We start from the raw sequence: 24,467 nt of genomic DNA on the forward strand, positions 1-24,467 counted from the left end.
TATTAACCTTCCCCGATCAACGCGAGGGGCAAGCCAGGAGCAACAGGATGGAAAACCAGAAGCTTGGTTATGTCCCGTTGTACCGAAGCATCAAGAAGAAACCATGGGCGAAGGATGTTTATCTGCGAACCCTTTGGGAAAACCTGCTACTGGAAGCGCAGCGCCAGCCCCGTACAGTGAATTTCAAAGGTAACCAATGGAATCTTCAAGCCGGTCAACTGGTCGTGACTGCGGCTGATTTGGGCCTCTCTCTGTGCGACAGAAACGGAGTGCCAACAAGCCGCGACACTGTAGAAAGGATGCTGGCTTTTTTCGTCAAGGACGGAATGATTTCTATCTACGGTGAGAAGCGGAAAGGCAGGGTGATCACCATCCTGAACTACTCCGAATATGCCGAAAAAATAGACAATTTACCCGCACATAAGGCCGCACAATTCCCCGCACATAGCGAAGCCAGCAATGGCGCGGGTTTGAAGGGTGATGCCGCACATAAGGCCGCACAATTCCCCGCACATCATGAACAAGAAGGTAATAACAAGAATATAAATAATAAACACACATCCCCTAGCGGGGACGTGAGTGTCAGGACTGTTTTTGATTTCTGGCGGGAAGCCATGAATCACCCCGGTGCAAAGCTGGACGCAAAACGCAGAGGGAGAATCCAAGCGCGCCTGAAAGACGGTTTTTCAACGGATGACCTTTGCAAGGCGATCGAGGGAGCGAAGTGTGACTCGTGGCTAATGGGGGGCAACCCATCGAAAAAGGTATACGACGGGATTGAAACGGTGCTGAGGGATGCGGCACAGGTGGAGAGGCTGAAAGCCCTTGCTGGGCAGCCAGTGATTTCCAATCAATCAGCTGACTGGAACAACCGAGAGGCATGGGAGAGAGATTTCATATGAGCAATCTAACTCGCATTATCGAAAATCGTGACGGTTCAGCGCTGGCCCGCATGGCTGGCTCGGCACCTGAAGCGGTCAAGATGGTTAACCCTGAAGCTGAGAAGCTGGTCGATGCTCTGTTTCGGAACCTGAAGCAAGTGTTCCCGGCAGCGGTCAACACGACGTTCCGCGACCCAAACGACGAAGTGGCAGCAAAGCGCCAGTGGATCGCCGCCTTTGCTGAGAACGGTATCCGCAGTCGTGAGCAGATATCTGCCGGTATGCAGCACGCCCGCGCCAGTGAGTCGCCATTCTGGCCGTCGCCTGGTAAATTTATAGCATGGTGCAAGCAGGGTGCTATTCGCGCCTCTGGACTTCCTGATACCGCTGAGCTGTACGACATGGTGATGGACTACGCCAAGCGCCGAGGACTCTACGCCGGCCCGGAAGCCTTCCCCTGGTCGAGCAACGCGGCCTACTGGATGGTGACCAAGCTCTACTCAGAAATGCGCGGCCTGAACCTGAGCGAATCGGAACTGCTGAAGCACTGCGGCAAGGAACTGGCGGCGATGGCGAAGCGAGTCGAGGCTAACGAGCCGATCCCCGCGCCAGTCGTGCAAATCCCCAAGCTGCATATCCCGGTCAGCAACGAGAAGGGGCTGGATAAAATAGCCGAACTGCGGGCCAAACTGAACATGCCGAGGAAGCCATGCTAGGCCACTTCATCAAACACCAGATCCTCATGCAAGAACGCCAAGAATCAGACCTCCGCTTAAGCACTCTCTGCAAACTACCCGCCAACACTTTCGCAGCTATCTACGCTGAGTGCGATCCGGTGTGGGCTGGAGCCAGATACAACGGTGTTTACTACAGCGAGCTGGAGATTTACGCGGCGTCACAGAAGCGTGATGAGGGATACGAGGATTTTCTATGGGCAGGGGAGATAACCATGGATAGCGACGATTACCAGCTAACCGATGAAGACTTCGAAAGTATTAAGGCGAGTATCGAGAGTGGTTTTGTAGAGATGCCAGCCTGGGTAAAAACTGCTGACGATTTTGATAGATGGCTTGAAGAGGTTAACCATGGATAAGCAAGACATACAGCACTGGACCGGTGAAGGTCTGCCGCCAGTGGGGACGGTTTGTGAGTTTTACGACCGTGAGGAATGGAGTGAGGTTCTGGTTAAATTTATTGGTGATAAATACGCCGTTCTTCAGGATGAGAGATATAGCGTTGAGAGGGTATATTGCGTGGCCGATAAACCACAAAAATTCCGCCCCATCCGCACCCCTGAGCAGATAGAGGCGGAAAGGCGGGAGCGCATTAGCGAGCAAATTACCGTGCAATATGTCATTGGAAACGGAAACTCGACTGTGGGTCAGCGCATCTACGACGCCATCCGCGCCGGTAAAATTGAAGGAGTGAAGATTGATGGATAAGCAAACAGAGAGCCTAGCAAGACAGGAATTCGAAAAGTGGGTGGCTGAAAAAGCTGCATAGCTTGATCCAGTCACCGATCAAGATGGCTTATACCTCAACGAAAGTATGAGGTTCATAATTGCCATATGGAGCGCGGCCTGGATATCGAGCCGGGAAAACCTCGTTGCTGAACTGCCGGATGAAGATGATTACGTGATGGATGAGGCTCTCGATTGCTTGCGCGATTGCAAGCAGTCGCTCCGGGCTATCGGCATCAGAATCAAAGGGGAAGGGGATGGAGCATCATCTTAAAATTCAGCCAGTTCATTTTGAGGCTGTATCCAACGGCCTAAAGCTGGCCGAGCTGCGCAAGAACGACCGAAATTTCAAGGCTGGCGACATACTGCATCTACACGAGTGGGATGGTAAGTACACCGATCGCCATGTATCACGTATTGCCATGCACGTAGCGGATGTCAGTGATTATCTGCCCGGTTTCGTGCTGATAAGCATGTGCGGAAACTTCAAAGGGGAAGGGGTATGAGTGACTACGCAGATGAGCAATTCGAAAAGCTTGCCATAGACGGCGAATGTGACGTTGTAGCCAGAATGCGAAAGCTAAAACTCATGCAGGACTGGCGACTAGAAGTTATCGAAGCTGCCCGCGAGTTCGTCAACTGCAAAGGCCGCTATCACTCAGAACAGAACATGACAGCTCTTATCGAGCTATTCAGACAGGAGCCAGAGAAGCCATGAACGAAAAGCATCTGAAGTATCAGGAAAGCGTGAACGAAAATATCAGCGAGGGAATGCGCAACTGGTCATCCCGCAACTACCGCCGCCTGGTCAAGAAGGCCCAGAAGAAACGCAAGGTGAAGCCATGAGTAATGCCAAAAACGAGTTTCTAGAGCACACCAAAAGCAATCCGAGGGTTTCTTGTGCGGAAATCATCAAAGGTGATTGCTGGCGTGGTAATGCAGAAACACTCACGCTGAGAAAGGATTATTCAGAGCAAGAGTTTAATGACTTTCTTGAACAGTTGAATTTTGAATATAACTCTGGATTCGGCAGCCAAGAGCTTTTTGGGACTATCTGGCACGAAGACGGCACATGGTCTGAGCGTGGCGAATATGACGGTTCCGAGTGGTGGGAGTTTAAAAAAGTGCCTGAAATTCCAGATGGTCTTATATCGAAAAAGGAACAAGCTGATGGATAAACAGGTTTTCTACTTGAGAACCCCACAGATACGCCAGAACCTGAAAGCCTACATCGACAACCTTCCGCTAGACCAATCCAAGCCAATCGAAATCGAAGTATCCCCACCAAAACGAACACTTTCGCAGAACAAAAAGATGTGGCCGCTGCTGCATGATTTGTCTGTGCAGGTCGTTTGGTTCGGCGAGAAGTACGACGAGGACGACTGGAAGGACATGATTACCGCCCTGGTAGCCAAGACCAAAAAGCAAGAGCAGCGAACCGCGCCGGGTATCGGTGGCGGCGTTGTGATGTTCGGCCAGCGCACTAGCAAGATGCGGGTAGGCGAGATGGTGGACGTTATCGAGGCTATCTACTGGTTCGGCACTGAGCAGGGCGTCAAGTTCAGCGAAGAGTCCCGGCAGCGCATCGAATGGGCGCAACGTTGGGGTGAGGCAAACAAACAGAAACAGGTGGCGTAATGGGAAAGCCAAATTGGACTGAAAGTGAAATGGCGTACTTAGTGCAGCATTACGAAAAGACCGACAACAAAACTATCGGGATAGCACTCGGTCGCTCGCAAGCTTCGATAAGCGCCAAAGGCATTTCAATGGGGCTCGTCAAATGCATGCTGACCGTTAACAAAAACCGCAGCGAGTCCGGTAAAGCGGCTGCTAAATCCCGCATATATCACACGGACAACACAGACAAGTGGTGCGATATGGGCCTCATGTTTGTTCCGTCGCTTGCCGGGCATCCATCGTTCGAAGCGTACCGCAGCACAAGCAGGCTGTATCAGTTCGATTCGTTGCTGAGAGGTGCCGCATGAGCAGGCGAAGAAAATCAGCATGGGACAGACTAGAAGAGAGATTGATATTCAAGAAGACCAGCAGATCACCCCGCAAGCCGAAGTTAACCGCAGCAGAAATCCCAACTTTCAACTACACCGCGACACTGGTCGACAGCATGTGGCTACGCCGCCGCGCAAGGGGTATGCGATGAAATGCTGCAACTGTCCCAAAGAGCTATCAGATAGCGAGTGTTACATCTGCGAATCCTGCAACCGGGAAATTGACCGGCGAGTAGACGAAACCATGGGCAACCAGGAGGAAGAGGATGAGTGAGCGCAACGGAATTTATGAGCGCATAGACGGCAGCCGATACCGAAATATCTACATCGTTGGCGACCTGCACGGCTGCTACAACCGGTTGATGTCTCAGCTTGATGAGTTGGCCTTTGACCGTGACCAGGATTTGCTGATATCCGTTGGTGACCTGATAGACCGAGGGCCGCAAAACGTTGAATGCCTGGATCTGATTACTCAGCCTTGGTTTAAGGCGGTGCGCGGCAACCACGAACAAATGGCAATCGAAGCAGTGAGCGGGCGCGGTGATGTGAATATGTGGTGCTACAACGGAGGTATGTGGTTCTTCCAACTCGACTATGACCAGGAGATTCTGGCCCGAGCGCTGCTATCGAAAGCCGAGTCTCTGCCGCTGATCATCGAAGTGACCACGCCATCCGGAACCGTAGTGGTATCCCATGCTGATTACCCATCGAATGAGTATGAGTTTGGCAAGCCAGTATCGGAGACGAAAACCATCTGGAGCCGTGACCGGTTCAACTCGATTGCTGATGGTGTGACGGGGGAGATTACGGGCGCAGACCATTTCTACTTTGGTCACACACCAACACGCCAGCCAGCTCGCTCGGCAAACCAGAACTATATCGACACCGGCGCAGTGTTCGGACATCTGCTTACCATCGTTCAGATTCAGGGAGGGGAGAATGGCTAAAGGCAAAGCGCCGAAGCCCAAGACCTGCCGCATATGCAAAACCCAATACACCCCTCGCAACACCCTTCAAAAAGTATGTAGTCCATCTTGTGCAATAATACTCGTAAAGCGCAATTCAGAGCTTCAACAAAAGCAATCTGAGGCCAAGGCTCGCGCAGAGTGGAACGAACGCAAGAAAAAGGTAAAGCCGTTAAGCCACTGGATGAATATGACCCAGCGGGCATTTAACGACTATATCCGGGCTAGGGACGAGGGTTGCGGCTGCATAAGCTGTGGCACGACAACGGCAACGGAATATCACGCGGGACATTACCGCACCACGGCGGCAGCGAGCCAGCTCCGCTTCAATGAGGACGGGTGCCATTTGCAGTGCGCCTCCTGCAACGTCCATCACTCCGGCGCTATCACCGCCTACCGCATCAACCTAATAGCGAAAATCGGCCTTGAGCGCGTTCTGGCGCTTGAAAACAACAACACTCCTCACCGATACACCCGAGAAGAACTCGACACGCTCAGGGTGTCGTACAGAGCCAAAACCCGAGCACTTAAAAAACTATCGGAGGCAGCCTGATGGCAACCGTATTTACCGAACTCGAACCAGCAATCGAAGAGGCTCGCTTTATGCGCAAGAAATATCACCGGGACTACGGCGTATTTCAATGCACTGACGTGATGAAAGTAAAGCCAGCTTACAGCGGGATAATGCCGATGTTCACGACCAGGCATGACAAGCAAGGCACGGTTAACACTGAGGTGAGGGTATGAACTTAGACAGCGTTGTTAAATATCACTTCGCCAAATCGACCCAGATAAACGACTCCCCACGCGCCACATCATCCGATACTTTGACCGGCACGGATGTCATGGCAGCAATGGGGATGTGTCAGAGTCGCGCCCCTCTCGGTTATTCAGCATTCCTCGGCAAGATGGAAATCAGTGACAACGAGAAAAGGCGCGCAGTACAGCTATTAACTCAGTACGGAATGAAGCATTGCGACAAGGTTGCAGCCTTACGCAAGCTCAGTAGCAATACTAAGGTGAAGGTTGTGCAAACGCTCGCAAAGTTTGCTTTCAAGGACTATTGCAGATCGGCGGCTGGGGTTGAGCAGTGTGAATGCTGCAAGGGCGCAGGCGTTATCAAGGCAAGGGCCATGGTCATTAAGCACCCAGGGTGCGGCAAGAAAACACCACCCAAGCTTGCTGAAGAGGAAACCCACACGTTATGCCAGAAGTGCAACGGGAAGGGCGAGGTATCGGTGGCCTGCTGCAAGTGCAAGGGGAGAGGCGAAGCCGTTCACAGGGAAGAGAGTGAATTGCAGGGTGTTCCAGTTAAGCGAACATGCAAGCAGTGCCTGGGGCGTGGATACGAGAGGGTGCCCGCGGCTGACGCATTCAGGGCTATTTCTGGCTATGCACCAGGGCTGACTTCTACAGTTTGGGATAAGGCTGTAAAACCATTCTACGAGAAGTTGATTACAGAGTTGCTTGCATCAGAGGAAGAAGCTAATCGCCAACTTGGGAAAGTTACCGGCAATTTTACGTAAAATTGATATCCGGTAACGATTGCTGCTTGCAAAATGCAGAAAGCTAGAATATCATTCTCTAACAGTAGAAATCCGTCTGAGTGTTACGGTGGATTTAAAAAGAGCCTCGCCACCGCGGGGCTTTTTACGTTTTAGCTCCGAAACTGAGCCGTAGCCCCTGGTAATCCAGCTTTCACCTGTGATTGTTATGCTTCAGCCTTCTACAGCCGGGATAGACCGGCAACCATTCAAGCCCGGCCTAATCGCTGGGCTTTTCTATTTGGTGAGGAAGCACATGCGGCATGTGCGCTCGGCTGTTAACCGAAAGGCATAGGGTTCGAATCCCTAACTCACCGCCAAACATAGCCCCACGCCAACGCCAGTCATCAACTGCAAACACCCTTACTGTCTCCGAGTGACTACGGCGTGGCGGCTATCTCCCTATCACACATCAATCACACCCCGCTCATGGGAGGTGAGGACCATGAAAATGAAAGATAACCCTGACCTCTGGCCTGGCATTGTGAATGCCTTAAAGGCGCTATGGCCTGCACTTGGAGGCTCTGCTATTGCCTGCGCTGTTTGTTATGCGCGAATTATTCACGACGGTGAGCGAAGAAAGAACAAGTGGGTAGAGGGGATTCTCTGCGGCCTGCTGGCTTTCAGTGTGTCGAATGGCCTGGTTTATCTCGGAATGCCGGATGGCTCTGATGTTTTCGCCGGTGCCATGATTGGCTTTATCGGAGTTGAGAAGCTCCGTGAATATGCCCTCCGCTTTATCAGCAAGAAAACAGGCAATGGAGAATAGAAGTGATTAAGCAAAAGATTATCGGCGCTTGCAGCTCCAGCGCTCCGTATTTAATGGCAATCCTCATTGCTGGGTGGCTGATCGCTCAAATCAATCAGCGCGCAGATGACGCTGCTTACGCATACCCAACCGCAGTAGTTCAGTACGGTCTCATCAATGCAAAGACTGATGACGAAGTGCTTGCCCTTGTCGAGCGTTGGAAGCGTGATGAGTGGGGTGCTCAAATCGGAGCCTTGCGCGTTCTGTGCAGCAAGTCGGTCGATCGCGTTGAAGCTATCGGCGGCCAAGTGCTTGCAACGAAGATGTGCCGCATTGTTCGCTAATAGGTGATGAAAATGGCTATCAGTAAAAATCTCCAGGCATTTCTCGACATGCTGGCCTGGTCAGAGGGCACATCAACAAGCCCAGCGACAAAGAACAATGGCTATGACGTCATTGTCACCGGCATTGACAAAAAGCCGGAAATTTTCACCGATTACTCCGATCACCCATTCAACAAGGGCCGTCAGTCGAAGGTAATCAACAGCAAAGGGCTGACATCAAACGCCTCTGGTCGGTATCAGTTCATGTTGAAGGATTGGGCGCATTACCGGGCGTTGCTCAACCTTTCGGATTTCGGCCCGGCGTCACAGGATAAGTGGGCTATTCAGCTTATCAAGGAACGCAGGGCGTTAGCAGACATAGAGGCCGGTAAGATTGCCCAGGCTATCAATAATTGCCGGAACATTTGGGCGTCTCTTCCTGGCGCAGGCTATGGGCAGCCGGAGCATAAAGTGGATCTCCTGCTGGCTCAGTACAAAGCAGCGGGAGGAAAGCTTGCATGAAGTGGCCGCTACCGCACTGGCAGATGGCTATCGTGTCGTTGGTGCTCGGCCTGCTGGCTTACTTCGCATATGCCAACCAGGGCTTACGCCATGAACGCGATGGCCTCCAGAAAACAAACGGAGAACTATCCCAAAGCCTCCGCATTCAATCCGACTTACAAATCCGCGCCAGCGCTATCGACACTCATCGCACAAGGGAATTAGCAGATGCCAAAAGTAAGATTGCTGATTTGCAGCGTGATGTTGCCAATGGCGTTAAGCGGCTGCAACTCAACGCCAGTTGTAAATCGGCCTCAGCCACCACCGCCGGCAGCGTGGCTGATGGAACCAGCGCCCGACTTACTGACTCCGCTGAACGGGATTATTTCACCCTCAGAGAGCGAATCGAAACCGCTCGTAGCCAAATAGACGGTCTGCAGGACTACATCAACGATGTATGCCTAGCCAAGTAATCTATCCAATCACTCACGGAGCCAACTGACAGGGATAAGTCGTACTTCAGGAGACTCCCCACAATGGGAATTATTCAAATGACAGAATTACAAGCCATGAACCTGGAGATCTTCCGTTTGGTCATGAGCGATACAGCTGCTGGTGAGAAGGCTATCTCCTTCATCGGTGGCGATCAGTTCAAATATGAGCTGTTCAAGGATGCCTACGCAAAAGCACAGGTAGAAGGCCAGCCGGTGTCACGAGTCGATAAGGCTATCAAGCTGACCGAAGAAGCATTAACAATTTTCCAGCAATAACCATAACATAAGGGAATAAAATGAATTTTGGTGATGCATTAGAAGCCGCTAAAAGTGGCGCAAAAATTTACCGCGAAGGCTGGAATGGTAAAGGCCAGTTTGTTATCGCAATCCCTGGCACTAGTAACGTGCTGCCACGAGAGGGAACCCCATATGCCGATCTTGATATTTCGCCTCTGGGTGTAGTGGATATTGCGCCACACCTTGATTTGAAAAATGCGCAAGGAAATATGCAGCCTGGCTGGGTTCCATCGCAGGGCGATTTGTTCGCCAATGACTGGCTTGCTGAACCTGCTGCATAACCAATTACACAGCCTATTCACCGAGTGGGCTGGATAATGAGTTATCATAATGAATGGCTAGGGTAGCTCCCGAAAAGCGGCATCGTCACCGTCTGCCACTCATCCTTTGACGAGCAACTAAGACGAGGTTGTTATGGGTGATGATAAAAGCCAGTGGATAAGCGTTGAAGAAAGGCTGCCAGAAAGCAAAAAAGATAGATGGTCCGCTGAAGTAATAGCGCTTAGCGATACCGGAGATGTGTTCAAATTAACCTGCATGGGTACATACTGGCAAAGAACACAGGCATTCGTTGATTCTGGATCTGAAAAGATAACCCACTGGATGCCGCTGGTATACCCAGACTAAAAGAGAGGTCGCTAAAATGAAAATTGTAGATAGGAAGACCTTTCTTTCCCTGCCAAAAAACACATTGTTCAGTGTGTTTGAATCCTACTCGTTTGGGCCGCTAAACATCAAAGGTGACAGCCTGAGTAATGATTATTTCTACCAAGAAATACACGACTCAATTGATGTAAAAAATTCAGACGAATTCATCAGCACTCTTTCCTCAGCGAAAGAGAAAGGCACTTCAGTACGCATGGATTTCAACTGCGAAGGTCGTGATGGTTGCTATGAGGATGATGCGTTCTATGCCGTATGGGAAAGGCAGGATGTAGAGGAGCTAATAACGAGGCTTCAGAAATGCATTGAATAGGTCGCTAAGGCGGCCTTTTTTAATGCCTGCGATTTGAGTTAACGAGGATAGAGAGATGGCAGCACCAAAGGGCAACCGATTCTGGGAGGCCCGCAGTAGTCATGGGCGAAACCCGAAATTCGAATCGCCTGAGGCGCTGTGGGATGCATGCTGTGAGTATTTCGAATGGGTGGAGGCTAACCCACTAAAAGAAACTAAAGCATTCGCGTTTCAAGGCGTAGTGACAAAAGAAGAATTACCTAAGATGCGAGCAATGACCATCGTCGGGCTATGCATTTTCCTCGATATAGCCCGATCTGCCTGGTACACATTCAAGGCGATGGAAGGTTTTTCGGACATCACTACGCGAGCAGAAGAAATCATCTACAACCAGAAGTTCTCCGGCGCAGCAGCCGACCTACTGAACGCAAACATCATCGCCCGTGACCTGGGCCTCAAAGAGCAGTCGCAAGTTGAAGACGTGACACCTGATAAGGGAGATCGCGATAAGCGCCGCTCTCGGATTAAGGAGTTACTCAGCCGTGGTGGAAGAAGCGATCCTTGATGAGCTGACAGAAGACGAGCAGATAGAGTTGCTTGAACTCCTGGAGGCCGAAGCAGATTACAGGGCCACTCATCAGCTTTACGAGTTTGCTCCGTATGGCAAGCAGAGGGAGTTTATAGAAGCTGGTGCAGATTACCCTGAACGATGCTTTATGGCAGGTAACCAGCTTGGTAAATCATTCACCGGTGGCGCAGAGGTAGCATTCCATCTCACAGGGCGCTACCCAGGCACCGCTGGCTATCCAAACGATGGTGCATGGCAGGGTGATTGGGGCGGTAAGCGTTTCTATGAACCAGTGGTGTTCTGGATCGGCGGGGAGACCAACGAAACAGTAACTAAGACCACTCAGCGCATTCTCTGTGGACGTATCGAAGAGAACGACGAGCCTGGCTATGGTTCAATCCCCAAAGAGGACATCATCAGTTGGAAGAAGTCGCCTTTCTTCCCGAACCTTGTCGATCATCTCCTGATTAAGCACCACAATGCCGATGGCGTTGAGGATGGCATTTCCATCTGCTACTTCAAGCCGTACTCACAAGGCCGAGCTCGTTGGCAGGGTGACACCATTCATGGCGTATGGTTTGACGAAGAACCGCCTTACCCCATCTACAGCGAAGGGCTGACACGTACAAACAAATACGGCCAGTTCTCAATGCTGACATTTACCCCCCTCATGGGTATGTCGCAGGTCGTAGAGAAGTTTATCAAGAACCCCAGCAAGGCGCAGAAGGTTGTCAACATGACAATCTACGACGCCGATCACTACAGCGACGAGCAGAAAGAACAAATCGTTGCCTCATACCCAGAGCATGAGCGCGAGGCTCGTGCCAAAGGCATACCGACGATGGGTAGCGGTCGAATCTTCCAGATACCGGAAGAGACGATCAAGTGCCAGCCGTTCGAATGCCCTGATCACTTCTACGTTATCGACGGTCAAGACTTCGGATGGGGTCACCCGCAGGCTCACATTCAGCTCTGGTGGGATAAAGACGAGGACGTTTTCTATCTCGCAAGGGTGTGGAAGAAGTCAGAGAACACAGCCGTGCAAGCTTGGGGTGCTGTTAAGTCGTGGGCCAGCAAGATACCAGTAGCCTGGCCGCATGACGGACATCAGCACGAGAAGGGCGGCGGTGAGCAGCTAAAGGTTCAGTACGCAGACGCCGGTTTCCAAATGCTGCCAGAACACGCTACGTGGCCTGATGGCGGTAACGCCGTAGAGCCAGGGCTTGCTGAGCTGCGTGACCTCATGCTCGATAGCCGGTTCCGGGCATTCAACACTTGCGAGCCATTCTTCGAAGAGTTCCGCCTCTATCACAGAGATGCGAACGGAAAGATTTCCAAGACAAACGACGACGTCATTGATGCCGTTCGATATGCCTACATGATGCGACGTTTCGCCAAGATGATGCGCGACATCAGAAAGCCAAAAGAAAAGAAAATGCCCGCCCCAATTAAGCCGATTCCACGAGGTAGATAATGGCTGATGATGACAAGCTGCAAGCAATCCTGACGCTGTTTGATCGGGATTGGATGTCTAGCGATGAAGCCAGAACCGAAGCGACCAACGATCTGTTCTTTAGTCGTGTGTCGCAGTGGGATGACTGGCTGAACCAATACACAACGCTGCAATACCGTGGCCAGTTCGATGTAGTCCGTCCGGTAGTGCGCAAACTCGTCGCAGAGATGCGGCAGAACCCGATTGATGTCCTGTATCGACCGAAAGATGGCGCAGCGCCTGATTCCGCTGACACGCTTATGGGCATGTATCGCACTGACATGCGGCACAACTCGGCGAAGATTGCCGTTAACATCGCAGTGCGTGAGCAGATAGAGGCCGGTTTCGGTGCCTGGCGCATTGTTACCGAGTACGAAGACCAAGACCCGACCAGCAATAACCAGGTGATCCGCCGCATCCCAATTCACGAAGCGGCATCACACGTCATCTGGGACAGCAACAGTAAGCTGATGGACAAGTCTGACGCCAAGCATGTAACGGTGATTCAGCCGCTCAGCATTGCCGGGTGGGAATCGTTCGCCGCTGATTATGGCTTTGACGCTGACAACATCCCAGATTTCCAGATCCCGGATAGCAACTGGTTATTCCCATGGCTGAACAAAGATGTCGTTTACGTCGGTGAGTTCTACGAGGTCGAAGAGAAGAAAGAGACTGTATTCATCTATCAAGATCCGCTTGGTGGTGAGCCGGTCAGCTACTTCAAGCGCGACATTGCCGATGTAATTGATGAGCTGGCAGAGTCCGGCATGGTGAAAGTCGGTGAGCGCAAAGTTAAGCGTTGCCGTGTCTACAAGACGATCCTCACCAGTTCGGCAATCCTCAAGTCACGCGAGTTAATAGCCGGTGAGCACCTGCCAATCGTGCCAGTCTATGGAGAATGGGGCTTTGCTGGTGACAAAGAGGTGTACGAGGGCGTTGTCAGGCTGACGAAAGACGGCCAGCGCCTGCGCAACATGATCATGAGCTTTAACGCCGATACGGTAGCTAGAACGCCGAAGAAGAAACCTTTCTTCTGGCCGGAGCAAATCGCCGGTTACGAGCACATGTATAGCGGCACGGACGATTACCCGTATTACCTGGTAAACCGCACTGACGAAAACAGCGGCGACCTGCCGGCGCAACCTATCGCCTACATGGAGAACCCGGAAGTATCGCAGGCCAGCGCATACATGTTGGAAGCAGCCACCAATGCAGTGAAAGAAGTGTCGCAGCTTGGCGTTGATTCTGACGCAGCCAACGGGCAAGTGGCATTCGACACGGTCAACCAACTGAACATGCGGGCCGACCTGTCAACGTATGTGTTCCAGGACAACCTGGCCACAGCCATGCGCCGTGACGGGCAAATCTACGCATCCATGGTTAACGACATCTACGACGTTCCCCGCACCGTTATGACCACGCTACCTGATGGCAGCGAGAAAGACGTGCAGCTGATGTCTGAGGTTATCGACTACCAGACCGGGCGGTCGATTGTGCTTAACGATGTCCGTGGCCGGTATGAAACCTATACCGATGTTGGCCCGTCATTCCAGAGTATGAAGAGCCAGAACCGAGCGGAGATCCTTGAACTGCTGGCCAAGGTTCCACAGGGTACGCCTGAGTTCCAAATGCTCATGCTGCAATACTTCACGCTGCTTGATGGCAAGGGTGTGGAAATCATGCGCGAGTACGCCAACAAGCAACTCGTCACGATGGGCCTCAAGAAACCTGAAACACCTGAAGAAATTGAGATGGTGCAGCAGGCGCAGCAGAAGCCGCAAGAACCAAGTGCTGAGATGGTTCAGGCGCAGGGCGTATTGCTTACCGGTCAAGCCGATTTGCAGAAAGCCCAGAACGACCAGGCTCGCATTCAGGTTGATGCATTCAAAGCACAATCTGATGCACAAGTGGCAGCGGCGAGAGTTGTTGAAATCCTCGCATCTGCTGACAGCACCAAGAAACAAGACGTCATCAACGCACTCAAGTTGCTTGGCGACTTCCAGAATAAGCAGGGCGACGCAGCCCGCGCTGACGCTGAGCTTGTCCTCAAAGGGCAAGAGCAACTCCACTCAAAACGCATGGACTTAGCCGGTCTCATGCAGCAAGCAATGCAACCTTCCGGCAGAGCAGCCGAGATTCCTCAATAAGAGAGAGCTAGACATGGACACAACCACCGAAATTCAGGCAACTGAAGAACAATCCCTGCCCGTTACCCAACAGGCGGCACCTGTAGTTAATCAGCCAGACGTTAATGCCAACTCTGGCGAAGGGCAGGAACAGGGCTTCGAGATTGTCCTGAGTGGCGATGAGAAACAGAAACAAGACCCGGCAACCAACGCGCAATTTGCAGCGAAACGTCTGGAGCGCAAGCGTCAACGTGAGCTTGAGCAACAGATGGAATCTGTGAAGCGTGGCGAGGTGCCGGAGAACCTACGGGTTACCCCTGAATTGCCAAAGCAGCCAGACGTAAACGACTTCCTTTCGGATGAGGCGCTGGCTAAGTACGACTATGACCAATCTCGCGCCCTGGCGGCATTCAGCGCCGCTAATAGCGATTGGCAGGTCAAGGCTATGGATGCTCGCAGCAATGGCGTAGCAGAGCAAGGCCGCAAGATTCAGGAGTTCACCCAGCAGTCAGCGCATTACGCCGATGCAGCCCGCAAGCACTATGACGCGGCGGAAAAGCTCAACATCCCTGACTTCCAGGATAAAGAGGACGCATTCATGCAGTTGGTGCCGCCGCAAGTTGGTGCCGACATCATGGCGCTTTTCCCTGAGAAATCCGCCGCGCTCATTTACCACCTGGGCTCAAACCCAGAGAAAGTTCGTGGCCTCCTGGCTATGAACGGGCAGCAAGCGCTGATTGAACTCACTCGGATATCAGAACGTTTAACTCTCAAGCCTCGCGGTAAGCAAGTATCCGGCGCACCTGCGGTTGATGAGCCTATCAATGGCTCAGTCACTGCGGCAAACGTGGCCTCTCTCCAGAAGAAGATGGAAGAGGCCGCAAGTAAGGGAGACACGGAGACCTACCGCAAGATTAAAAATCAGATTAAAGGAATCAAATAATGGCTCTTAACGAAGGTCAAGTAATCACCTACATGGTCGATGAGATTATCGAGACCGTGGAAAACCTCACGCCAATGGCTCAGCGCGTTGGCAAATACACACCGCCAGCTGGTGACATGCAGCGTTCACAGAACACCGTGTGGATGCCGCTGGAGCAAGAAGCACCAACACAACAGGGCTGGGATTTGACCGGGCAGGCTACCGGCATCCTGGAGCTGTCTGTTAAGTGTAACATGGGCGTACCGGATAACGACTTCTTCACACTGCGCGCCGATGACCTGCGTGACGAGCGTTCACTGCGTCGCCGCATCCAGGCATCCGGCCAGAAACTGGCTAACAACGTGGAAACCTCGATCGCCAAGCAAGCGGTTGAAATGGGCTCCCTGGTTGTTACCAGTGCTGACCCTATCGGCTCAGCAACTACTGGCTGGGATTTCATTTCCGAAGCGGAAGCACTCATCTTCTCTCGTGAACTGAATCGCAGCTCTGGCTTGTCTTACTTCTTCAACCCAACCGACTACCGTGGTGCAGGGCAGGATTTGACCGGCAAAGACTTTTTTGGCCGCATTCCTGAAGAAGCATACAAGTCAGGCACCATCCAGCGCCAGGTGGCAGGCTTTAACGACGTGCTCCGCTCTCCGAAAATGCCAACTCTGCCAGCTTCAACGGCGACCGGCATCACTGTGGCTGGTGCGCAGAAGTTCAAGCCTCAAGCGTGGGTTGCTGATACCGATGGCAACCGTGAGAACGTGGACAACCGCACCGCAGTGGTTACGCTGAGCTCCGGCACTGGCCTGAAGCGTGGCGACAAGATCTCCTTCACCGGCGTCAAGTTCCTGGCTCAGATGGCGAAGAACGTGCTGACTCAGGACGCGACTTTCTCAGTCGTTGCCGTGAACGGTGCGCAGGTAACCATCACGCCTAAGCCGGTAGCTCTGGATGACACAACCCTGCTGCCGGAAGAGAAAGCTTACGCCAACGTTAATACCTCCCTGGCTGACACAATGACGGTGAACATCCTGAACACCACGACCGCACAGTCAAACGTGTTCTGGGCTGATGATTCTATCCGCCTGGTGTCTCAGCCGATCCCAATCAACCACGAATTGTTCTCTGGCATGAAAACCCAGAGCTTCGCAATTCCAAACGTTGGGATTAACGGCGTCGTGGCCTATCAGGGCGATATCAGCACCCTGACCGGCAAGTGCCGTATTGCGCTGTGGTATGCGCCGACAGCGGTTCGGCCGGAAGCAATCGGCGTGGGCTTGGCAAATCAGGCATAACCAAAGGGGCTTCGGCCCCTTTCTTATTTGGAGCAGAACATGACACAGATGGTATTTCGCCATGGCGACACAAAGAAATGGAAAGGCGTCGGTTATGACTGGGCGATCATTCCAAAGGATGAGGTGCAGGAATATCTCGATGCAGGCTGGTTTGCACATCCGGATGAATTGTTGAAATCATCTGCTGAGCCTGAGCCTGAGCCTGAGCCTGAGCCTGAGCCTGAGCCTGAGCCTGAGCCTGAGCCTGAGCCTGAGCCTGAGCCTGAGCCTGAGCCTGAGCCTGAGCCTGAGCCTGAGCCTGAGCCTGAGCCTGAGCCTGAGCCAAAGAAGAAACCCGGCCGCCAAAAGAAGGTGAGCACTGATGAACCTGACAACGAAGGGTGATCTGGTTAATGCGGCCCTGAGAAAAATCGGCATCGCATCAAATGCCACGCTGACCGACGTCGAGCCGCAATCAGTCGAGGACGCTGTGAATGACCTCGAAATGATGATGGCAGAATGGTACGAGGACGGGAATGGGATCGACGTTGGCTATCTGTTCTCTGCTGATGATGTTGCGCCAGACCCTGGTGATGACCACGGCTTGAAAATCGGACACCTCAGCGCCGTTTATCACAACCTCGCTGTGCGCATCGCCCCCGATTACGTGATGGAAGCGATGGGGAAAGTTGTCGCCACCGCCCGTTACGGCAAAGAGCTTCTCGTTAAATCATCAGCGGCCAGCAAGGCCAAGAAAGCCAAAGCCCAGGCAGGTTATCCGAATCGCATGCCAATCGGCTCTGGTAACCGGCTATTAACGCTGAACGGCCATAACTATTTCCACAATAGGGATGAAGATAATGCCGACGACTCAACTCCCCCTGGCTAAAGGACTCGGAAAAGACTACCGCAACGCTGACTATGTTGATCTGCTGCCGGTGAATATGTTGGCGACACCGAAAGAAGTCCTGAATGCGTCCGGCTATCTAAGGTCGTTTCCTGGCATAGCCAAGCGGTCGGATGTCGCTGGCACATCGAGAGGGGCTGAGTTCAACACAGTTCAGAGCGTGGTTTATCGGGTGCTTGGCGGGAAGATTTATAACGCCAGCACCGAGCGCGGTGATGTAGCCGGGAGTGGTCGCGTTAGCATGGCACACAGCGCCACCAGTCAGGCTGTAGGCGCTAACGGTTCAATGACGCTATATCGCTATGACGGAACAAATAAAACACTACAGAACTGGCCTGAGAGCATCGGTGATGTGACATACGCCCAGTACGACATTGGCTACGTTCGTGACATATGCCGGGCAAGGGGGCGATATGTGTGGGTGAAGAATGACACTCAACTGTTCGGCGTCACAGATTTAGAGGACGAGTCTCATCCTGACCGCTTCCGTCCGTTCTATAGTGCTGAGTCTCAGCCTGACGGGATTATCGGCTGCGGCGTGTGGCGTGACTTTGTGGTGATGTTTGGCAGCAGCACCATTGAATACTTCTCTCTGACCGGCGCAACAGATGCGACGTCCGCAATTTACGTTTCCCAGCCATCACTGATGGTGCAGAAGGGAATTGCAGGAACCTATTGCAAAACTGAGTTTATGGACTCATTTGCATTCATCAGCAACCAGGCTACCGGTGCGCCTTCGATTTATGTCATCAACTCCGGCCAAACTCAGGTTATTGCCTCTGCAACGGTAGAGAAGATTTTACGGGAATACAGCGCGGATGAAATTGGGGCCGGAGTTATGGAAACGGTGCGCTTTGATTCACACGAGCTATTGCTAGTTCACTTACCACGCCATGTGCTTTGTTATGATGCATCTGCTGGTCAAAACGGTGCGCAGTGGTGCATTTTGCGCACAGGGCTTTTTGATACTGCACATCGCGCTATCGATTATATGTATGAAGGCAATCAGATCAGCGTTGGAGATAAAAACGAGCCTCAAACAGGTGCGTTAAAGTTTGATTCTTCAGCTCAATATGACAAGCAGACCGAGCACCTGCTGTTTACCCCGATGTTCAAGGCCAATAACGCCAGGGTGTTCGACTTCGAACTGGAAGCGGCTACCGGGGTATCGCAATTCGCTGAGCGGTTATTCATCTCTGCAACCGCAGATGGCTCTAACTATGGCCGAGAGCAGATGATTGACGCCAACGCACCGTTTATATACGACAAGCGCGTCCTGTGGCGTCGTATAGGCCGAGCTCGCAAGAATATCGGGTTCAAGGTTAGGGTAATTACTCGCTCTCCTGTGACGCTCTCAGACTGCTCTATACGGGTGGAATAATGGCTGATGACAACTTAAACGTGCCTGTCATCGTGCAGGCCACGCGCATTGACGCAACGCTACTCCCTAAAATCTTCTCGCAGCCTTACTTTCTCTACGTTGTTCAGCAGGGAACAGACCTGGGTAATGTAGCGGGAAAGGCAAACGAAGCCGGGCAGGGGGCCTGGGATGCTCAGGTGAAAAACGACGAGCAGGATTTGGTACTTGCTGACCATGAAGTACGCCTGGATGCTGCAGAAGCAACTCTGATTAACCATGAGGCGCGAATTACCGCAGCAGAAGCGACGCTGGTAAATCATGAAGCTCGCATCACGGCAGCCGAGGCTGAGCTGGCCGACCACGAAACACGCATCACCCAGAACACGACCGACATCGCAGCCCTCACCGTGAGGATGGTGACTGCCGAAAGCGCCATCACTGGCTTGCAGACCAACGTTGCCACGCTGACAACGCGAGTTACCACGGCAGAGGGCAATATTGTCACCCTGCAAACGAACCTTACCGCACTGACAGTGCGTGTAACGACTGCCGAAACCAATATCACCAACTTGCAAGCCAGCGTGACGTCGCTACAAACGCAAGTGACAGCACACGGTACACGCTTAACCGCGCTGGAATACAAAACCACGCGCAAGAAGTCAGAACTTACATTTACCGGTATATCACTCAACATCCCGACTACAGCTACGAACCTGGTCACGCTGCTGAAGGCATTAACGCCAACATCAGGCACCTTCGCGCCGTTCTTCGACACTACCGCTGACAAGATGGTCGTTTTTAACGAAAACAAAACGGTCAACTTTAAGCTGTCGATTATCGGCACCTGGACTGGCGGAACGACAAACCGGTCTATGCAGCTGACATTCTCCGGAGCTGTTCCTGACACTCTGGTTGTCAGTCGGAACGCCGCTACGGCAACTGACAATATCCTCATGGCGACATTATTCAGCGTTGACCAGGGCGGATTCCTGGCCACAAACGGCAGCACGATGACCATCCAATCCAACGGCTCAGCCTTCACGGCTACCACCATCAAGATGATCGCGGAGCAGTAATGACCCCCATAGACAAAATAACAGGCTCACGCCTTATGCGGCTATGGGGCGTTCCGTCGTGGCCAGAAATTGAGGCCGATTATCTGCTCTGGAACGGCGTCGGTGTGTTTGTCCTGCTGGATTTTGGCGACCACGTGGATATGCACATGGCGATGAAGAATGGCGAGCGTCACCGCTGCCGGGATGCTGTCGCGGATGTTTTGGCGCGAATAGGCCCACGTGAGGTTCACGCTCCGATCCTGGCCGAGTGTCGGCATGTTTGCAATCTAGCGCGCAAGTTCGGGTTTATCGAAACGTTCAGAGGGGCTGTGGAATTTATCGACAACTCCACTGGCGAATTAATTTTAATGAAGAGGTATCCAGATGGGCGGAATTGTTAGCGGTATCGGTGGCGCAGTAAGCGGAATCCTTGGTGGCATTGGCGCTAATAAGGCCGCCAATCAGCAGCAGAAGGCCCAAGATGAGGCGATGAGCCAGCAGCGTGAGGGGTATCAGAACGCAGTCGGCTGGATGACTCCTTACGAAAAAGCTGGACAGACTGGCTTGGCCGGATTGCAAGGTTTGGCAGGTCAACCTATCGACCGCAACGCCTTGCTGACACAGTATTATAAGAGCCCTGAATATGCCCAGATGGCAAATGCTGGCAGATATCAGCAAATGGCGGCCGCAGAGGCAACGGGTGGTTTGGGGTCGACAGCTACCGGCAATGGATTGTCTGCATTATCTGCAACTCTAGGTCAAAACTACCTGGCGGATATGACTAATCAGCAGCAGACGATGTATAGCCAACTTATGGGCTTGTCTGGTCTGGGGGCTCAATCTGCCAACGCCCTCGGTAACTGGGCCATGAACCAGGGCAATACGATGGCTGGCATGGAGCAGCAGAAAGGTCAAATCCTGGCAGGTAAGTCAGCGATCCCTTGGCAAACAGCAGCCAGTGCCAACTCCAGCATCAATAACGGCGCCTCGCAAGACATGAACTCTTTCGGCAACATGTTCTCATCATTCGGGGGGTTATTCTAATGGCTCTTGAACGATTGCAGGGGCTTGGCGGGCCTATTAATTACGTCGAATCGATGGTTCCTGATTTTCGGCGCGAAGCTCTGATGGAAACCCAAAACCGGATGGGTCAGCAGCAGGTGGCCAGCCAGCAAATGCAGAACCAGCAACAGTTGCAGGAAAACCAGCGCCGTCAGGAATTCTATAGCGCTATTGGCAGCGCCACCCCTGAGCAACTTCCCGCATTACGCCGCCAGTTTCCTGAGTTTGCGCAGAACATTCAGCAGGAGATCGGCATTCAGGGCGCCGAGCACGCGGCCTTTGTCCACGGCGCACTCAATAAATTGTCTGTGGCTGCATCAAGCGGCAACCCACAGCAGCTACAGGCCACAATTCAACAGAACGGCCCAGCGTTGGCATCTATGGGGGTTTCGCCAGAGCAAGCCATGCAGTTGTACCAGCAGGATCCGGCGCGCTTCAATGGCATTCTCAACGCCGCCCGCCTTGCGACGCTGCCAATGGAAAAGCAGTTTGATATTCAGAGCAAGGAAGCAGATCGCGGTGTAACCATGCGAGGTCAGGACATTTCCGCAGAAACTGCGCGACGGGGGCAGAACCTTTCGCACAGCGCGCAGATGGCCCGATTAAACCATGACAAGATGGTTTACAAACAGTCTCAGGCGCAACTTGCTCGAGCTGGTGCTGCTGAAGATATGGATGTTGTAGCCCTAAACTCACAAATCGCGTCAACTGGTATGGACCCGTTAACGGGAAAGCCAGCGACAGGCGCTAGGATGGGGCAGGCTAAAAAATGGCTTGATGGCAACAATGGCTATAACGACGCCCTGATCACGGGTGAACGCGGGATCGAGAAGGTTGACGCCCTGCTAAATAAGAAGTCGCTTGATGGTGTCGGAAGGGTTGAGGGTCGCCTTCCAGATATGACTACATCATCAGAAGGGCTAGCCACCCGCAATACCATTGAAGAGCTAAAATCCGGTGCTTTCGTGCAAAACGTTCAAGCACTAAGAGGCATGGGCGCACTATCCAACGCTGAAGGTAGTAAGCTGGAGAACCTCATCGCCAAATTAGATATTACGCAGCCTGAAGAGGTGGTCAGAAAGCAACTGCAAGAGATCAGAGGTCAATACTCTGTTTTGCAAAAGGTGGCAGATAGGGAAGCTCAAACGATGGGCTATAGCTCAGCCGGTTACGACACCTATGTGTCTGGGCGCAAGGCTCAACGCGAGCAGGAGCAGGCGGGAAATAGCTTGCCAACATACTCAGGAAAGCCGCAACAAGAAGCAGTGGCAGAGCGTGCAATTAGTGGCGTTAGTGATGGGGCAACTGCTACCAACCCGCGTACGGGGCAAAAATTAGTATATAGGGGTGGACAATGGCAGCCAATGTAGGATTACCAGAAGGTTTTGTGCTGGATGACACGCCGCCACAACAAGGCGCTGAACTTCCAGAAGGCTTTGTATTGGATGGTGAACCACAGGAACCACTCAACTCTTATGCTCAGGGTATGGCGAACACTAACGCAACTCTTGCGCAGAGCCGCGACGCTGATACAGCGGCGGCTAAAGGATTCAGGGAGCGAGCCATTGATGCAGTTACGGGCAAAAGCCAAATGACGCCTGAGCTTGAAGGTTTGCAGAATGTTGGCGCAGCGCCTGAGCTTAATGAGTGGTCAATGAATGCCCTCAAAGCTGGCATAGGTCAGCTTTTTGGCTCTGATGCCTCACAAATGAAGATATTGCAGAGCATGGGCGGGAAGCTCAGCCAGGACTCGAAAGGCAATGTTGTCGTATCACTGCCATCGGGTGACTATGCATTAAACAAGCCTGGAATTTCCCCCCAGGACGTAACTTCATTTTTGGCAAATGCTGTGGCTTTCACCCCGGCAGCTAGAGGGGCTACAATTCTTGGGGCAGGGGCTAAGTCAGCCGCAACGGATGTAGCCTTGCAGGGCGCTGCACAGGCGGCGGGCGGCGAGCAGATAGACCCATTGCAAACTGCTTTTTCTGCTGGCATCGGTAGCGTTGGTAAAGCGGCGGAGCGCGGAATTAGCGCTTTAACTCGCGCAACCAGAGGGGCAATTGCGCCAGAACAACAGGCCGCTATTGATTTCGCCAAGCAAAATAACCTGCCTCTAATGACAACCGATGTATTGGAGCCTAAAACAAACGTAGGGCAACAGGTTAGAACGCTCGCCGAAAGGATTCCATATGCAGGAACTGGCGGGCAAAGAAGGACTCAGCAAGAGGCTAGAGAAAAGCTTGTTAAGACTTTTAGTGATGAGGTTGGCGGAATCTCAGACGATGCCCTGTATAGATCTGCTAGTGCAGGACAGCAGCAGTTTATCAAAGCTGCCGGTCAGCGTTATGACCGTGTTATAAATGCGATGGGTGATACCCCGGTTGATATCAGTGGAACTACAAAGGCCATTGATGATCAGATAGCCAGATTAACCAGGCCAGGTGCATCGCAAGACCGCTCTGCAATTAATGTTCTCAAGCAATACAAGGATGATATTACCAGCGGGACTAACAATTTAAGGCTTGCCCGTGATAACAGAACTGACCTGAGAAAACGGTTTATGGCCGCTCCTGATGAGGTTGATCGCGACGTACTTGAGAAGGCATTAGAGCCGATTTACAAGGCGTATACTCAGGACATGGCAAAGGCCGTTAGTAAAAAATTAGGCCCAGAGGAAGCTGGAAAGCTTTACCGGGCCGACAGGTCATGGGCTAAGTTCAATGACATGATGAGCAACACTCGCGTTCAAAAGGCAATACAGACTGGCAGGGTTAATCCTGAGGATGTATCCAAGCTGATATTCAGCCAGAAGGCCGCTGATCGGTCCCAATTATTCAGGCTTCTTGATGATAAAGGGCGACAGAATGCGCGGGGGGCCCTTGTACAAAATGCGGTAAACAAGGCAACGGATGCATCAGGAAATGTAAGCGTTGAGAAGTTTATCAACGAACTACATCGCACACGTAAGCAGGCTGGTTCTTTCTTTAAAGGAGAGCACGGGAAGCGTCTTGAAGGGGTGGTTAAATACCTCGACTCGACAAGAGAGGCAGCAAAAGCTGCTGCCAGCCCTTTGACGGGGCAGATGTTCGCCAGCCCTACAGCACTGGCCGCTGCTTTGGCTTCATATGCTAACCCGGTAGCCGCAAAGGTGGCGGCTGGAGCGGCTGGTGTTGGCCTTTCAGGTAGAGCCTACGAGTCAAAACTAACACGTAACGCCCTGCTAAGATTGGCTAACACCCCACGCGGGAGCGCTGCATACGAAAAGAACATTGAGGCGGTAACAAGAGCCTTAAGTGTTAATGCCCAAATAGAAAATAGATAGGGTAAAGCCAGGGATGGCTAAACAGTTCTTTGTGCTAATTTTTCAAGTTTTTTTTCTATTTCGACAACTTTCTTGGATACTTGGTATGGTTCGAGATCTTCGAGAGCTGTGACACGCTTCTTAAGTGCTACCATTTCAGCGTAGAGAGCACAACATGCGATACTTAAAATAAAAATAACTAAACCAACCATCCCAA

General features: G+C 52.3%; 37 protein-coding genes and 1 tRNA gene. 36 read left to right on the top strand and 2 right to left on the bottom strand.

Annotated elements, in window-relative coordinates; translation table 11 throughout:
* The first annotated feature begins 47 nt into the window (after nt 1-47).
* From KGP21_RS08110 to KGP21_RS08270, 33 genes are all read left to right on the top strand, one after another.
* Nucleotides 48-902 (top strand): replication protein, encoded by an 855-nt coding sequence (locus KGP21_RS08110; RefSeq protein ID WP_223537819.1) that lies wholly within the window; start codon nt 48-50, stop codon nt 900-902.
* A complete protein-coding gene (locus KGP21_RS08115; protein WP_223537822.1) occupies nt 899-1,597 on the top strand; it encodes a replication protein P in 699 nt (232 codons plus the stop codon). Before KGP21_RS08110 ends, KGP21_RS08115 begins: the two co-directional genes overlap by 4 nt.
* Entirely contained in the window at nt 1,591-1,974 is a 384-nt protein-coding gene (locus tag KGP21_RS08120) for a hypothetical protein (protein ID WP_223537825.1), read from the top strand. Before KGP21_RS08115 ends, KGP21_RS08120 begins: the two co-directional genes overlap by 7 nt.
* Nucleotides 1,967-2,323 carry a hypothetical protein gene (locus KGP21_RS08125; RefSeq protein ID WP_223537828.1) on the top strand — a complete coding sequence of 119 codons (357 nt, stop codon included), beginning with the start codon at nt 1,967-1,969 and terminating at the stop codon, nt 2,321-2,323. The genes KGP21_RS08120 and KGP21_RS08125 overlap by 8 nt, the downstream gene beginning before the upstream one ends.
* A gap of 275 nt (nt 2,324-2,598) precedes the next feature.
* The gene (locus KGP21_RS08130; protein ID WP_223537832.1) at nt 2,599-2,847 is read left to right on the top strand and encodes a DUF3850 domain-containing protein; all 249 of its coding nucleotides are present in this window, start codon (nt 2,599-2,601) and stop codon (nt 2,845-2,847) included.
* The gene (locus tag KGP21_RS08135) at nt 2,844-3,059 is read left to right on the top strand and encodes a hypothetical protein (RefSeq protein ID WP_223537835.1); all 216 of its coding nucleotides are present in this window, start codon (nt 2,844-2,846) and stop codon (nt 3,057-3,059) included. The genes KGP21_RS08130 and KGP21_RS08135 overlap by 4 nt, the downstream gene beginning before the upstream one ends.
* Nucleotides 3,056-3,187 carry a hypothetical protein gene (locus KGP21_RS29620; RefSeq protein WP_256461408.1) on the top strand — a complete coding sequence of 44 codons (132 nt, stop codon included), beginning with the start codon at nt 3,056-3,058 and terminating at the stop codon, nt 3,185-3,187. The genes KGP21_RS08135 and KGP21_RS29620 overlap by 4 nt, the downstream gene beginning before the upstream one ends.
* On the top strand, nt 3,184-3,519 hold the full coding sequence (locus KGP21_RS08140; protein WP_223537838.1) for a hypothetical protein: 336 nt from the start codon (nt 3,184-3,186) through the stop codon (nt 3,517-3,519). The genes KGP21_RS29620 and KGP21_RS08140 overlap by 4 nt, the downstream gene beginning before the upstream one ends.
* A complete protein-coding gene (locus KGP21_RS08145; protein ID WP_223537841.1) occupies nt 3,512-3,979 on the top strand; it encodes a recombination protein NinB in 468 nt (155 codons plus the stop codon). The genes KGP21_RS08140 and KGP21_RS08145 overlap by 8 nt, the downstream gene beginning before the upstream one ends.
* Complete coding sequence (locus KGP21_RS08150) at nt 3,979-4,326, top strand: hypothetical protein (RefSeq protein ID WP_223537843.1); 348 nt, start codon at nt 3,979-3,981, stop codon at nt 4,324-4,326. The genes KGP21_RS08145 and KGP21_RS08150 overlap by 1 nt, the downstream gene beginning before the upstream one ends.
* Nucleotides 4,323-4,499 carry a NinE family protein gene (locus KGP21_RS08155; RefSeq protein ID WP_223537847.1) on the top strand — a complete coding sequence of 59 codons (177 nt, stop codon included), beginning with the start codon at nt 4,323-4,325 and terminating at the stop codon, nt 4,497-4,499. The genes KGP21_RS08150 and KGP21_RS08155 overlap by 4 nt, the downstream gene beginning before the upstream one ends.
* Before the next feature lie 114 nt (nt 4,500-4,613).
* Nucleotides 4,614-5,294, top strand: coding sequence for a metallophosphoesterase (locus tag KGP21_RS08160; RefSeq protein ID WP_223537850.1), 681 nt, complete (start codon nt 4,614-4,616; stop codon nt 5,292-5,294).
* Complete coding sequence (locus KGP21_RS08165; RefSeq protein ID WP_223537854.1) at nt 5,287-5,865, top strand: recombination protein NinG; 579 nt, start codon at nt 5,287-5,289, stop codon at nt 5,863-5,865. The genes KGP21_RS08160 and KGP21_RS08165 overlap by 8 nt, the downstream gene beginning before the upstream one ends.
* A complete protein-coding gene (locus tag KGP21_RS08170) occupies nt 5,865-6,059 on the top strand; it encodes a hypothetical protein (protein WP_223537857.1) in 195 nt (64 codons plus the stop codon). Before KGP21_RS08165 ends, KGP21_RS08170 begins: the two co-directional genes overlap by 1 nt.
* Nucleotides 6,056-6,838, top strand: coding sequence for an antitermination protein (locus tag KGP21_RS08175; protein ID WP_223537859.1), 783 nt, complete (start codon nt 6,056-6,058; stop codon nt 6,836-6,838). Before KGP21_RS08170 ends, KGP21_RS08175 begins: the two co-directional genes overlap by 4 nt.
* 261 nt (nt 6,839-7,099) lie before the next feature.
* Nucleotides 7,100-7,176 (top strand) — tRNA-Asn (locus tag KGP21_RS08180).
* 125 nt (nt 7,177-7,301) lie between these two features.
* A complete protein-coding gene (locus KGP21_RS08185) occupies nt 7,302-7,625 on the top strand; it encodes a phage holin, lambda family (RefSeq protein WP_223537861.1) in 324 nt (107 codons plus the stop codon).
* Nucleotides 7,626-7,627: 2 nt separating this feature from the next.
* Nucleotides 7,628-7,948, top strand: coding sequence for a hypothetical protein (locus KGP21_RS08190; RefSeq protein WP_223501042.1), 321 nt, complete (start codon nt 7,628-7,630; stop codon nt 7,946-7,948).
* Between the two features lie 12 nt (nt 7,949-7,960).
* Nucleotides 7,961-8,449, top strand: coding sequence for a glycoside hydrolase family 104 protein (locus KGP21_RS08195; RefSeq protein WP_223537864.1), 489 nt, complete (start codon nt 7,961-7,963; stop codon nt 8,447-8,449).
* Nucleotides 8,446-8,901, top strand: coding sequence for a lysis protein (locus tag KGP21_RS29590; protein WP_245398484.1), 456 nt, complete (start codon nt 8,446-8,448; stop codon nt 8,899-8,901). The genes KGP21_RS08195 and KGP21_RS29590 overlap by 4 nt, the downstream gene beginning before the upstream one ends.
* Nucleotides 8,902-8,979: 78 nt before the next feature.
* A complete protein-coding gene (locus KGP21_RS08210) occupies nt 8,980-9,198 on the top strand; it encodes a DUF2560 family protein (RefSeq protein WP_245398486.1) in 219 nt (72 codons plus the stop codon).
* 20 nt (nt 9,199-9,218) lie between these two features.
* Nucleotides 9,219-9,500 (top strand): DUF2829 domain-containing protein, encoded by a 282-nt coding sequence (locus KGP21_RS08215; protein WP_223537868.1) that lies wholly within the window; start codon nt 9,219-9,221, stop codon nt 9,498-9,500.
* Nucleotides 9,501-9,633: 133 nt separating this feature from the next.
* Nucleotides 9,634-9,846: a DUF551 domain-containing protein gene (locus KGP21_RS08220; RefSeq protein ID WP_223537869.1), complete on the top strand. Its 213-nt coding sequence runs from the start codon at nt 9,634-9,636 to the stop codon at nt 9,844-9,846.
* Nucleotides 9,847-9,862: 16 nt separating this feature from the next.
* Nucleotides 9,863-10,195, top strand: a complete 333-nt coding sequence (locus KGP21_RS08225; RefSeq protein ID WP_223537871.1) for a hypothetical protein — start codon at nt 9,863-9,865, stop codon at nt 10,193-10,195.
* A 55-nt stretch (nt 10,196-10,250) separates the two neighbouring features.
* Nucleotides 10,251-10,739 carry a DNA-packaging protein gene (locus KGP21_RS08230; RefSeq protein WP_223537872.1) on the top strand — a complete coding sequence of 163 codons (489 nt, stop codon included), beginning with the start codon at nt 10,251-10,253 and terminating at the stop codon, nt 10,737-10,739.
* Complete coding sequence (locus KGP21_RS08235; RefSeq protein ID WP_223537875.1) at nt 10,717-12,216, top strand: terminase large subunit; 1,500 nt, start codon at nt 10,717-10,719, stop codon at nt 12,214-12,216. Before KGP21_RS08230 ends, KGP21_RS08235 begins: the two co-directional genes overlap by 23 nt.
* Nucleotides 12,216-14,381, top strand: coding sequence for a portal protein (locus KGP21_RS08240; protein ID WP_223537878.1), 2,166 nt, complete (start codon nt 12,216-12,218; stop codon nt 14,379-14,381). The genes KGP21_RS08235 and KGP21_RS08240 overlap by 1 nt, the downstream gene beginning before the upstream one ends.
* A gap of 13 nt (nt 14,382-14,394) precedes the next feature.
* Nucleotides 14,395-15,303, top strand: coding sequence for a scaffolding protein (locus KGP21_RS08245; RefSeq protein WP_223537880.1), 909 nt, complete (start codon nt 14,395-14,397; stop codon nt 15,301-15,303).
* Entirely contained in the window at nt 15,303-16,586 is a 1,284-nt protein-coding gene (locus KGP21_RS08250; protein WP_223537883.1) for a P22 phage major capsid protein family protein, read from the top strand. Before KGP21_RS08245 ends, KGP21_RS08250 begins: the two co-directional genes overlap by 1 nt.
* A gap of 39 nt (nt 16,587-16,625) precedes the next feature.
* On the top strand, nt 16,626-16,970 hold the full coding sequence (locus tag KGP21_RS08255) for a hypothetical protein (protein WP_223537886.1): 345 nt from the start codon (nt 16,626-16,628) through the stop codon (nt 16,968-16,970).
* The gene (locus tag KGP21_RS08260) at nt 16,948-17,454 is read left to right on the top strand and encodes a packaged DNA stabilization gp4 family protein (protein WP_223537887.1); all 507 of its coding nucleotides are present in this window, start codon (nt 16,948-16,950) and stop codon (nt 17,452-17,454) included. Before KGP21_RS08255 ends, KGP21_RS08260 begins: the two co-directional genes overlap by 23 nt.
* On the top strand, nt 17,426-18,853 hold the full coding sequence (locus KGP21_RS08265; RefSeq protein WP_223537890.1) for a packaged DNA stabilization protein: 1,428 nt from the start codon (nt 17,426-17,428) through the stop codon (nt 18,851-18,853). Before KGP21_RS08260 ends, KGP21_RS08265 begins: the two co-directional genes overlap by 29 nt.
* On the top strand, nt 18,853-19,908 hold the full coding sequence (locus KGP21_RS08270) for a tail needle knob protein (RefSeq protein WP_223537893.1): 1,056 nt from the start codon (nt 18,853-18,855) through the stop codon (nt 19,906-19,908). Before KGP21_RS08265 ends, KGP21_RS08270 begins: the two co-directional genes overlap by 1 nt.
* Before the next feature lie 41 nt (nt 19,909-19,949).
* On the opposite strand, the gene KGP21_RS08275 is transcribed toward KGP21_RS08270, so the two are convergent.
* A complete protein-coding gene (locus KGP21_RS08275) occupies nt 19,950-20,138 on the bottom strand; it encodes a hypothetical protein (RefSeq protein WP_223537896.1) in 189 nt (62 codons plus the stop codon).
* 133 nt (nt 20,139-20,271) lie between these two features.
* Here KGP21_RS08275 and KGP21_RS08280 point away from each other — a divergent pair, with 133 nt between their 5' ends.
* From KGP21_RS08280 to KGP21_RS08290, 3 genes are read left to right on the top strand one after another with little or no spacing between them, the layout of a single operon-like run.
* The gene (locus tag KGP21_RS08280; RefSeq protein WP_223537899.1) at nt 20,272-20,931 is read left to right on the top strand and encodes a DNA transfer protein; all 660 of its coding nucleotides are present in this window, start codon (nt 20,272-20,274) and stop codon (nt 20,929-20,931) included.
* Complete coding sequence (locus tag KGP21_RS08285) at nt 20,931-22,319, top strand: phage DNA ejection protein (protein ID WP_223537901.1); 1,389 nt, start codon at nt 20,931-20,933, stop codon at nt 22,317-22,319. The genes KGP21_RS08280 and KGP21_RS08285 overlap by 1 nt, the downstream gene beginning before the upstream one ends.
* Nucleotides 22,304-24,271: an injection protein gene (locus KGP21_RS08290; RefSeq protein ID WP_371824847.1), complete on the top strand. Its 1,968-nt coding sequence runs from the start codon at nt 22,304-22,306 to the stop codon at nt 24,269-24,271. Before KGP21_RS08285 ends, KGP21_RS08290 begins: the two co-directional genes overlap by 16 nt.
* Before the next feature lie 17 nt (nt 24,272-24,288).
* On the opposite strand, the gene KGP21_RS08295 is transcribed toward KGP21_RS08290, so the two are convergent.
* The gene (locus tag KGP21_RS08295; RefSeq protein WP_223537904.1) at nt 24,289-24,462 is read right to left on the bottom strand and encodes a hypothetical protein; all 174 of its coding nucleotides are present in this window, start codon (nt 24,460-24,462) and stop codon (nt 24,289-24,291) included.
* Nucleotides 24,463-24,467 lie beyond the last annotated feature (5 nt).

Origin of the sequence: Serratia sp. JSRIV004 (genome assembly GCF_019968705.1) — a bacterium.
Lineage (GTDB): Bacteria > Pseudomonadota > Gammaproteobacteria > Enterobacterales > Enterobacteriaceae > Chania > Chania fonticola_B.

Excerpts from the sequence above, each read along its gene's own strand:
- KGP21_RS08110 (WP_223537819.1), top strand. The coding sequence starts at position 48 with ATGGAAAACCAGAAGCTTGGTTATGTCCCGTTGTACCGAAGCATCAAG.
- KGP21_RS08115 (WP_223537822.1), top strand. The coding sequence starts at position 899 with ATGAGCAATCTAACTCGCATTATCGAAAATCGTGACGGTTCAGCGCTG.
- KGP21_RS08120 (WP_223537825.1), top strand. The coding sequence starts at position 1,591 with ATGCTAGGCCACTTCATCAAACACCAGATCCTCATGCAAGAACGCCAA.
- KGP21_RS08125 (WP_223537828.1), top strand. The coding sequence starts at position 1,967 with ATGGATAAGCAAGACATACAGCACTGGACCGGTGAAGGTCTGCCGCCA.
- KGP21_RS08130 (WP_223537832.1), top strand. The coding sequence starts at position 2,599 with ATGGAGCATCATCTTAAAATTCAGCCAGTTCATTTTGAGGCTGTATCC.
- KGP21_RS08135 (WP_223537835.1), top strand. The coding sequence starts at position 2,844 with ATGAGTGACTACGCAGATGAGCAATTCGAAAAGCTTGCCATAGACGGC.
- KGP21_RS29620 (WP_256461408.1), top strand. The coding sequence starts at position 3,056 with ATGAACGAAAAGCATCTGAAGTATCAGGAAAGCGTGAACGAAAATATC.
- KGP21_RS08140 (WP_223537838.1), top strand. The coding sequence starts at position 3,184 with ATGAGTAATGCCAAAAACGAGTTTCTAGAGCACACCAAAAGCAATCCG.
- KGP21_RS08145 (WP_223537841.1), top strand. The coding sequence starts at position 3,512 with ATGGATAAACAGGTTTTCTACTTGAGAACCCCACAGATACGCCAGAAC.
- KGP21_RS08150 (WP_223537843.1), top strand. The coding sequence starts at position 3,979 with ATGGGAAAGCCAAATTGGACTGAAAGTGAAATGGCGTACTTAGTGCAG.
- KGP21_RS08155 (WP_223537847.1), top strand. The coding sequence starts at position 4,323 with ATGAGCAGGCGAAGAAAATCAGCATGGGACAGACTAGAAGAGAGATTG.
- KGP21_RS08160 (WP_223537850.1), top strand. The coding sequence starts at position 4,614 with ATGAGTGAGCGCAACGGAATTTATGAGCGCATAGACGGCAGCCGATAC.
- KGP21_RS08165 (WP_223537854.1), top strand. The coding sequence starts at position 5,287 with ATGGCTAAAGGCAAAGCGCCGAAGCCCAAGACCTGCCGCATATGCAAA.
- KGP21_RS08170 (WP_223537857.1), top strand. The coding sequence starts at position 5,865 with ATGGCAACCGTATTTACCGAACTCGAACCAGCAATCGAAGAGGCTCGC.
- KGP21_RS08175 (WP_223537859.1), top strand. The coding sequence starts at position 6,056 with ATGAACTTAGACAGCGTTGTTAAATATCACTTCGCCAAATCGACCCAG.
- KGP21_RS08185 (WP_223537861.1), top strand. The coding sequence starts at position 7,302 with ATGAAAATGAAAGATAACCCTGACCTCTGGCCTGGCATTGTGAATGCC.
- KGP21_RS08195 (WP_223537864.1), top strand. The coding sequence starts at position 7,961 with ATGGCTATCAGTAAAAATCTCCAGGCATTTCTCGACATGCTGGCCTGG.
- KGP21_RS29590 (WP_245398484.1), top strand. The coding sequence starts at position 8,446 with ATGAAGTGGCCGCTACCGCACTGGCAGATGGCTATCGTGTCGTTGGTG.
- KGP21_RS08210 (WP_245398486.1), top strand. The coding sequence starts at position 8,980 with ATGACAGAATTACAAGCCATGAACCTGGAGATCTTCCGTTTGGTCATG.
- KGP21_RS08215 (WP_223537868.1), top strand. The coding sequence starts at position 9,219 with ATGAATTTTGGTGATGCATTAGAAGCCGCTAAAAGTGGCGCAAAAATT.
- KGP21_RS08220 (WP_223537869.1), top strand. The coding sequence starts at position 9,634 with ATGGGTGATGATAAAAGCCAGTGGATAAGCGTTGAAGAAAGGCTGCCA.
- KGP21_RS08225 (WP_223537871.1), top strand. The coding sequence starts at position 9,863 with ATGAAAATTGTAGATAGGAAGACCTTTCTTTCCCTGCCAAAAAACACA.
- KGP21_RS08230 (WP_223537872.1), top strand. The coding sequence starts at position 10,251 with ATGGCAGCACCAAAGGGCAACCGATTCTGGGAGGCCCGCAGTAGTCAT.
- KGP21_RS08240 (WP_223537878.1), top strand. The coding sequence starts at position 12,216 with ATGGCTGATGATGACAAGCTGCAAGCAATCCTGACGCTGTTTGATCGG.
- KGP21_RS08245 (WP_223537880.1), top strand. The coding sequence starts at position 14,395 with ATGGACACAACCACCGAAATTCAGGCAACTGAAGAACAATCCCTGCCC.
- KGP21_RS08250 (WP_223537883.1), top strand. The coding sequence starts at position 15,303 with ATGGCTCTTAACGAAGGTCAAGTAATCACCTACATGGTCGATGAGATT.
- KGP21_RS08255 (WP_223537886.1), top strand. The coding sequence starts at position 16,626 with ATGACACAGATGGTATTTCGCCATGGCGACACAAAGAAATGGAAAGGC.
- KGP21_RS08260 (WP_223537887.1), top strand. The coding sequence starts at position 16,948 with ATGAACCTGACAACGAAGGGTGATCTGGTTAATGCGGCCCTGAGAAAA.
- KGP21_RS08265 (WP_223537890.1), top strand. The coding sequence starts at position 17,426 with ATGCCGACGACTCAACTCCCCCTGGCTAAAGGACTCGGAAAAGACTAC.
- KGP21_RS08270 (WP_223537893.1), top strand. The coding sequence starts at position 18,853 with ATGGCTGATGACAACTTAAACGTGCCTGTCATCGTGCAGGCCACGCGC.
- KGP21_RS08280 (WP_223537899.1), top strand. The coding sequence starts at position 20,272 with ATGGGCGGAATTGTTAGCGGTATCGGTGGCGCAGTAAGCGGAATCCTT.
- KGP21_RS08285 (WP_223537901.1), top strand. The coding sequence starts at position 20,931 with ATGGCTCTTGAACGATTGCAGGGGCTTGGCGGGCCTATTAATTACGTC.
- KGP21_RS08290 (WP_371824847.1), top strand. The coding sequence starts at position 22,304 with ATGGCAGCCAATGTAGGATTACCAGAAGGTTTTGTGCTGGATGACACG.
- KGP21_RS08295 (WP_223537904.1), bottom strand. The coding sequence starts at position 24,462 with ATGGTTGGTTTAGTTATTTTTATTTTAAGTATCGCATGTTGTGCTCTC.